Origin of the sequence: Crocosphaera sp. Alani8 (assembly GCF_038442745.1) — a bacterium.
Classification (GTDB): Bacteria; Cyanobacteriota; Cyanobacteriia; order Cyanobacteriales; family Microcystaceae; genus Crocosphaera.
In genome coordinates, this window is record NZ_JARVCN010000155.1 from 1 (window position 1) to 7,914 (window position 7,914).

Genomic DNA, 7,914 nt, shown 5'->3' on the forward strand with positions numbered 1-7,914 from the left:
AAGAGTTTTAGCCATCGTTCCTCATATCAACTTTTCTTGGTGCAAGATGTGAGTAATTGCTGGATTAGTGGGATTATTACACGCTTATTTATCTATCACTTGGAAAGTTAATCAAATTGTCTCTGCTTTAAGTATTAATTTATCTATAAGCGGATTATCTGCCTTTTTTACCCGTCTTATTTTTTCACAAGGAACTACAAACCCATTACCAAAACTGTCTATTTTTGAATCATTAATGCCCTCACAATTAATATCTTTCGTATCGATTGAAAATCTGTTTACATTTTTCCTGATTTTAGTAACAATTTTTAGCCTTCATCTACTATTTTATACCAACTTCGGCTTGTCGGTAAGAGCGGTGGGACAATACCCCTTAGCGGCAGAAACTGCCGGTATTTCCGTTAAGTTAATTCGATATATTTGCGTTACCTTATCAGGGTTATTATGTGGAATCGGGGGAGCCTATTTATCCTTAGTTCATATCCAATATTTCGCTGAAGGAATTGTAGCCGGAAAAGGATATATTGCCTTGGCTGCAGTTATTTTTGGACGGTGGCATCCTTTAGGAATAATGGCTGCTTGTTTTCTATTCGGAGCAACAGAAGCTCTACAGTTAAGAATACAAGCCTTCAATCTCAATATTCCCTATGAATTTTTGAATATGTTGCCCTATCTTGTTGCTTTATTGGCATTGTTGGGTTTAGGGGGAAAAATATCTCCACCAAAATCATTAGGTGTTGCCTACAATAAAGAAACAACAAATTGATTTATATGTTTAATTTGGTTAGTTCACGATAGAATAGTCAAGATTTTAGAAACGAGGAGTGTGTGTTGTGTTGAGGAAAATCCACTGGAACAAAACTAAAAAATGGGGAACTAAAAGCTTAACTTCTCATTCAAAATCCCTACTAAAATTACTTTCACCTATTATTGCTTCAAGTTTCCTCATTTCACCCTCCCATGCACTCCTACCCAGAGTTGGAGTGGTGAGAAGTCCCGAAAATAATCAACACTGGACATCCATCCGTAATCGTCTTCTTTCCACAGGTCTTCAATTTTGTCTGATCGAGTCGGAAAATTGGAGAACAGCAGAAGATCTGAGAAACGTTAGCATTGTATTCTTGCCAAATGTGGAAAACATCAATGGTCAACAAGCAGCTGCCCTGGAAAGCTGGATGGAAAGGGGTGGAAATCTTATCATTAGCGGTCCCACGGGTAATTTATCAGAATCTGCCGTTAGAGATCAGTTAAGGGATTTATTTGGTGCTTATTGGGGTTTTCCTAATTCTCGACGGTCTACCATGAGAGTAGAAGACCCTAGCTCACTAGCCCTGGTTAATCCCACCAACCTCAGCGATACTTTAATCGGGGGGGTAGTTATTCCCAATGCAAGCACTGCTCAACCTCTGGCAGTGTGGTTGACTCAAGATAAACCCCCAGCAGTCATTGTCAATGAACAAACAGTTTTTTTGGGGTGGCGTTGGGGCGTAAACGGAGTAAGCTCCTCTTCCTTTGACGTTAATTGGCTAAAAACCATTTTAAATCGCTACGGTATTAACGAAACCAATCAATTAGTAGTAGAAAATAGTCGAGATATTCCCACCTGCAATTTAACAGATTTCAATCCCCCTCAGCGACCTTTCCCCATTTTGCCTCCCACATATATTCCCCAACCAGAACAACCACAAGACAATCCTTTGATCGAAAGCGAGTTTACTCCTGAATCTTCTGTTCCTCAAGAAATCTTAATCAGCGATCGCCGTTCTCAAGGGTACAATTATCGCCTCAATACCCCTACAGTCCCCACCATTTCCCCTCAACAAGCCCAAACCATGCGCAAGGAGTTATCTGACCTCATCGTTCGCTTTGAAAGCACCTTGATCGCTTCTCGGGTTAATGGTCAACCTGCGCAAAATAATTTAGCCCTAAGTCGCTCCCAAGACACTCTAAACGAAGCTAAAATAAGTCTGCAAAACTTCGACCAGTTGTTAAATCAAAGGCAATACGATCGCGCCCGACAACTGTGGTTAAAAGCCCGTCGTACCCTCTGGGACAACTATCCTAGCGATGGCTCTGTGGCCGAACCTGAAGTACGGGCCATGTGGTTGGATCGCGGTAGTATCGTCAAAACCCGATCAGAAGCAGAGTTAGCTGTGCTATTCGATCGTATGGCGGATGCGGGAGTTAATACCGTGTTCATGGAAACCGTCAACGCCAGTTATCCCATTTATCCCAGTCGGGTAGCTCCAGAACAAAACCCCCTCACCCAAGGTTGGGACCCCCTCAAAGTTGCTATTAAATTAGCCCACGAACGCAACATGGAACTTCACGCTTGGGTTTGGATCTTTGCAGCGGCTAATCAAGGTCATAATAAAGTTCTAGAACAGCCAGAAGATTATCTCGGTCCGGTGCTTTCCCGTAACCCCGACTGGGGTATAACCGATAAAAAAGGCAATTATTTCGATCAAGGACAACAGTTTAAAAAGGCTTTTCTTGACCCGGCTAATCCCAGAGTTCAGAACTATTTGGTGTCATTGTTGGATGAAATTGTCCGTAATTATGATGTAGATGGCATTCAATTTGATTACATTCGTTATCCCTTTCAACAACCCCAAGTTAATCAAACTTTTGGCTATAGTAAGTCCTCTCGTTATCTATTTAAAGAGATGACTGGGGTTGACCCCATAGAAATTTCTCCTACTCATCCTTTATGGAATCAATGGACGGGTTTTCGTATCCATCAAGTGGATAGTTTTGTGGCCAGAGCATCTACCCATCTAAAAAAAGTTAAACCAGAATTGATTGTTTCTGCTTCTGTTTTTCCCATCGAACAGCAAGATCGCCTCTTTCGCTTACAACAAAATTGGGAAGAATGGATGCGGAAAGGATGGGTTGATATGATCGTTTTAATGACCTATGCCCTCGATACAGGTAACTTAGAAGAGAGGTTGGAATTAGTTTTTGATGATAGTTTATCTTCCTCTGCTTTAGTGATTCCCGGATTACGTCTCTTGAAAGTTCCTGATTCTGTGACTATTGATCAATTACAATTTGTTCGCAATCTACCTATTAGTGGTTTTTCTCTGTTTGCTACAGAAAATTTAACCCCTTCTTTACAGGGTTTATTGAGTCGGGTTCCAACATCAGAAAAACCCCAACCATTGCCCTATCGTAAACCTTTTCAAACAGCTTTGGTTCGTTATCAATCCCTACAAAAAGAGTGGAAATTTCTCGGTGATAAACAACAGTTAAAAATAGATAAAAATACCCTGAGAAAAATTAATATTCAAGGACAACAATTAGAACAGGCTCTAGAAAAGTTAGCCACAAACCCATCGGAACAAAATTTGAGAATGGCTCAACAAACCTTAAAACAATTTGAACAAAGGTTTCCTAACTGGATGAGCAACCATAGACAGGTAAATGGCTATCAAGTTCAAATTTGGGAAAACAGATTACAAACCATAGATAAACTATTATCGTATGGGCAGAAAAGAATTATCTCTAATTCCAAATTAAGATAATAAACTTTGAATTTGCATTTTATCAATTATTTCTTGCCTAAGATGGGGTTTTGAGGTATTCCAGCAGCAAATAGATGGGGCGAGTAATCATAAAATTAATCTAAACTTGTCCCCTCTATCAAAAATTATTTACAACAGGTGTGTTATATTTTATCTTCCTGACCAAGTAAAATTTAACAGTTAATTTAGATATAATATGTTAGTAATAGATTGAAGTGTTTATAAAATTAAGGTAATTAAACTTTCATGTCTCAAACCTCCATTAATAGCCCTAAAACTTTTTGGCAAACACCTATAGCTTGGCTATTAAGTTTCTGGGAATTTTCTCGCCCTCATACCATTGTTGGAACTAGTTTAAGTGTGTTAGCTTTATATACAATCGCATTAGTAACAGCAAGTGATGCGGTAGGTTTTGGCAATATTAAAGACTTATTGATTGCTTTATTTGCTTGTCTGTGCGGTAATGTTTATATTGTTGGGTTAAATCAATTAGAAGATCAGGAAATAGATAAAATCAATAAACCTTATCTTCCTTTAGCATCGGGGGATTTTTCCCAGGTTCAAGGAGCTTATATTGTCAGCATTACAGGAATTTTAGCCATTACAATTTCTTGGCTAGGTGGTTTATGGTTAGGGATAACAGTTCTTCTCAGTTTGCTACTTGGGACAGCTTACTCTTTTCCTCCTATTCGTTTGAAACGTTTTCCAATATTGGCCGCTTTTTGTATCTTCACAGTGAGAGGATTAATTGTTAATTTAGGGGTATTTTTATACTTTATTCAAGCTTTCACCGAGGAATCTTTTCTCGTCCCTGAAGTGTTAGTTTTGTCAACATTTGTGGTTGTTTTTACAATTGCTATCGCCATATTTAAAGACGTTCCTGATCTCGAAGGTGATAAGAAGTATAATATTACAACTTTCACAATTCTATTAGGTAAAAAAACAATATTCAGAATTTCTTGTGCTGTTATTATACTGTGTTACTTGGGAATGATAGCGGTTGGTATGTTAAAATTATCTAATGTTAATCAACTATTCCTAATAAGTTCACATTTTATCCTATTAACATTACTGCTTTGGCGAAGTCAAAGAGTTAATTTAGGTGAAAAGAATTCTATTGCTCAATTCTACCAATTCATCTGGCGATTATTCTTCCTCGAATATTTATTATTTCCTCTCGCCTGTTCAATTTAAGGCAATTTTTACCAACTTTCTGACTTTTAATATTGAGTTAGGCCATCATGGAGTGCTAATATTAAGCATACTATATTTATGAACTGAGGAAGCTATAAAACCGATGGCCATTGCTTATGTTATCGGACTAGGTAGATCAGGTATTGCAGCAGCAAAATGCCTTAAACAACAAGGATGGGAAGTGATAATAAGCGACTGCTCAACCTCTGCCGATTTACAACCTTTACAGCAACAATTGCAAGGAGAAGGAATAGTAGTTAAATTAGGTCATACTCCTAAGTTAGATGCTACTTCTTTGCCTCAGTTGATAGTAGTTAGTCCTGGGGTTCCCTGGGATGTCCCTGTGTTAATAGAAGCCCGCAAAAAAAACATAGATACTATAGGAGAATTGGAGTTAGCATGGCGATTTCTTAATTCATCTCCTTGGGTGGGTATTACAGGAACAAACGGTAAAACCACAACCACTGCTTTAGCTACTGCTATTTTTCAAGAGGCTAAATTAAATGCACCATCTTGTGGCAATATTGGTTATGCAGCCTGTGAATTAGCTCTATCTAAATTACAGCAAGACAACTCTCACAACTACGATTGGATTATTGCAGAAGTTAGCAGTTATCAATGCGAATCATCTCGAGAGTTAAGCCCTAAAATTGGTCTTTGGACAACCTTTACTCCCGATCATTTAAGTCGCCATAAAACTTTAGAAAATTATTATTCAATTAAAGCATCTTTATTATATCGTAGCGAATATCAAATATTCAATGGAGATGATCCATATCTACACCAAACGGGTTTACATCAATGGGCTGATGCTTATTGGACTACGGTAAAAGGCAAAGATAATTTACTTTGTGATTCTAATAAAGGAGTTTATATTCAAGATAATTGGATTGTGGCTTTTGGTGAATTAATTGCACCATTAAATATCTTCAAAATGCCAGGTTATCATAATCAACAAAATCTTTTAATGGCTATTGCAGCCGCCAGATTAGCTGGTGTTGAAAAGGGTGCAATTGTCTCTGCTATAGCAACATTTAAAGGGGTTCCCCACCGATTAGAATATGTCACAACTGTTGACGGAATTGACTTTATTAATGATAGTAAAGCGACTAATTATGATGCAGCAAGTGTAGGATTATCATCCGTAAAATCTCCTGTTATTTTAATAGCAGGGGGAGAAGAAAAAGAAGGTGATAGTAGTCAATGGATTGCAGAAATTAAGTCGAAGGTTGCTAAGGTTTTACTAATAGGAGAGGCTGCTGAAAATTTTGCAAAATCTTTTCATGACGCTAATTATTATCATTATGAAATTGTAGAAACGATGGATAAAGCAGTAGAAAAAAGTTTGATTTTAGGGAGACAACTTAAAGTAGAAGCAGTTCTTTTATCTCCTGCTTGTGCCAGCTTTGATCAGTATCAAAGTTTTGAGCATCGAGGAAATTATTTCAAACAATTGTGTCAAGAAATAAAATAATACTATTCTAAAGCTAGTTAACTTACAATAATTTGATTTAGTATCAATAGTAACAATGCTTGTGTAGCTTTTTGTTAAAAATAAGCTTTTTTTGCTTAGTTTTTATGCTGTTTATCTGTATTTATATATATTTTTTATAAAAAAATAATATGTAATTTCAGTATTTTTACCAGTCCATCTCTTCCATAGTCATAGTTAACCTGGAGATGATGAATTGAAATTGTCGATTGTTCACTTATTGAATCTCCATTTATATTATTTGTAGCTAAACAGTAAAAGCTACAAAATTTTTGTATCATCTCGTCATTTTTTAAAAATCACTCTTTTATCATCACAATACTCTATTTGTTTAAAACAACTCTTTGACTATGAATAATAATCAGACTTTTATCGAATTTTCTGCGGCTAAATATTCGGTAATCGAGAAAGATCAACCCTTTCCAAATGAACTAGAAATTACTATTACTCGTTCTGGAGATACGAACAATTCTGATAGTGTAGAACTTCATCTAGGTAATACAACAGCACAACAAGGGTTAGATTTTGACGGAATATTTCCTCAGTCGGTAGATTTTGAACCGGGACAAACTGAAAAAAAAGTTTATATTAATATCTCTGATGATTTTGAGTTAGAAGGAACAGAAAATATTGAATTAAAATTGATTGGAAATCCTGCTATTTTAGGTCAACAAGATACAACAACCATCTCTCTATTAGATAACGAAACCAGTTATATAGAATTTGCGTCCCCCAAATATATCACCTACGAAGAAGACAATACCACCTTCAACAAACTAGAAGTAACCGTAACTAGAAGTGGAAACATTAATACATCCAACGGACTTCCCCTAGAAATAATCCTCGGAACAGCAGACTATTCTGACTTCATGGTGAACAACACATGGGTAGACTTTAACTATGGAGAAACCAGTAAAGTAATCGAAATAGAAGTACCCGATGACTGGAACTTTGAAGGAACAGAAAGCTTCCAACTACAGTTAATAGATGAACCCAACATTCAAGACGAAATTGAACTAGGAGAAAACGCCACCACCACAGTAGAAATTAGGGATAGACAAACCAGTTATTTTGAATTTGGAGAAACCAAATACATCACCTACGAAGAAGACGACACCATCTTCAACAAACTAGAAGTAACCGTAACCAGAAGTGGAAACATTGAAACATCCAACGGAATTCCTCTAGACATAATCCTAGGAACAGCAGACTATTCTGACTTCATAGTTAACAACACATCAGTATCCTTCAACAACGGAGAAACCAGTAAAGTTATCGAAATAGAAGTACCCAACGATGGAATATTTGAAGGAACAGAAAACTTCCAACTACAGTTATGGGATGACCCCTCTTATCCCGACGACATCGAACTAGGAGAAAACGCCACCACCACAGTAGAAATTAGGGATAGACAAACCAGTTATTTTGAATTTGGAGAAACCAAATACATCACCTACGAAGAAGACGACACCATCTTCAACAAACTAGAAGTAACCGTAACCAGAAGTGGAAACATTGAAACATCCAACGGAATTCCTCTAGACATAATCCTAGGAACAGCAGACTATTCTGACTTCATAGTTAACAACACATCAGTATCCTTCAACAACGGAGAAACCAGTAAAGTTATCGAAATAGAAGTACCCAACGATGGAAGCTTCTCAAAAAGTCTGGGGGGACTCGCCGAAAGTTAGGGGACAAAGA

The 7,914-nt window shown here is 37.2% G+C and carries 5 protein-coding genes; all 5 read left to right on the top strand.

Annotated features, from left to right (window positions below; translation table 11 throughout):
- Positions 1–55 precede the first annotated feature (55 nt).
- The 5 genes from P9B04_RS10650 (at position 56) to P9B04_RS10670 (ending at position 7,904) form a co-directional block, all read left to right on the top strand.
- Positions 56–766: an ABC transporter permease gene (locus P9B04_RS10650; protein ID WP_342054973.1), complete on the top strand. Its 711-nt coding sequence runs from the start codon at positions 56–58 to the stop codon at positions 764–766.
- A 67-nt stretch (positions 767–833) separates the two neighbouring features.
- Positions 834–3,524: a family 10 glycosylhydrolase gene (locus P9B04_RS10655; RefSeq protein WP_342054969.1), complete on the top strand. Its 2,691-nt coding sequence runs from the start codon at positions 834–836 to the stop codon at positions 3,522–3,524.
- A 246-nt stretch (positions 3,525–3,770) separates the two neighbouring features.
- Positions 3,771–4,718, top strand: a complete 948-nt coding sequence (locus P9B04_RS10660; RefSeq protein WP_342054970.1) for a homogentisate phytyltransferase — start codon at positions 3,771–3,773, stop codon at positions 4,716–4,718.
- A gap of 103 nt (positions 4,719–4,821) precedes the next feature.
- On the top strand, positions 4,822–6,192 hold the full coding sequence (murD, locus tag P9B04_RS10665; RefSeq protein ID WP_342054971.1) for a UDP-N-acetylmuramoyl-L-alanine--D-glutamate ligase: 1,371 nt from the start codon (positions 4,822–4,824) through the stop codon (positions 6,190–6,192).
- Positions 6,193–6,560: 368 nt separating this feature from the next.
- Positions 6,561–7,904, top strand: coding sequence for a Calx-beta domain-containing protein (locus tag P9B04_RS10670; RefSeq protein ID WP_342054972.1), 1,344 nt, complete (start codon positions 6,561–6,563; stop codon positions 7,902–7,904).
- Positions 7,905–7,914: the final 10 nt, after the last annotated feature.

Excerpts from the sequence above, each read along its gene's own strand:
- P9B04_RS10660 (WP_342054970.1), top strand. The coding sequence starts at position 3,771 with ATGTCTCAAACCTCCATTAATAGCCCTAAAACTTTTTGGCAAACACCT.
- murD (WP_342054971.1), top strand. The coding sequence starts at position 4,822 with ATGGCCATTGCTTATGTTATCGGACTAGGTAGATCAGGTATTGCAGCA.
- P9B04_RS10670 (WP_342054972.1), top strand. The coding sequence starts at position 6,561 with ATGAATAATAATCAGACTTTTATCGAATTTTCTGCGGCTAAATATTCG.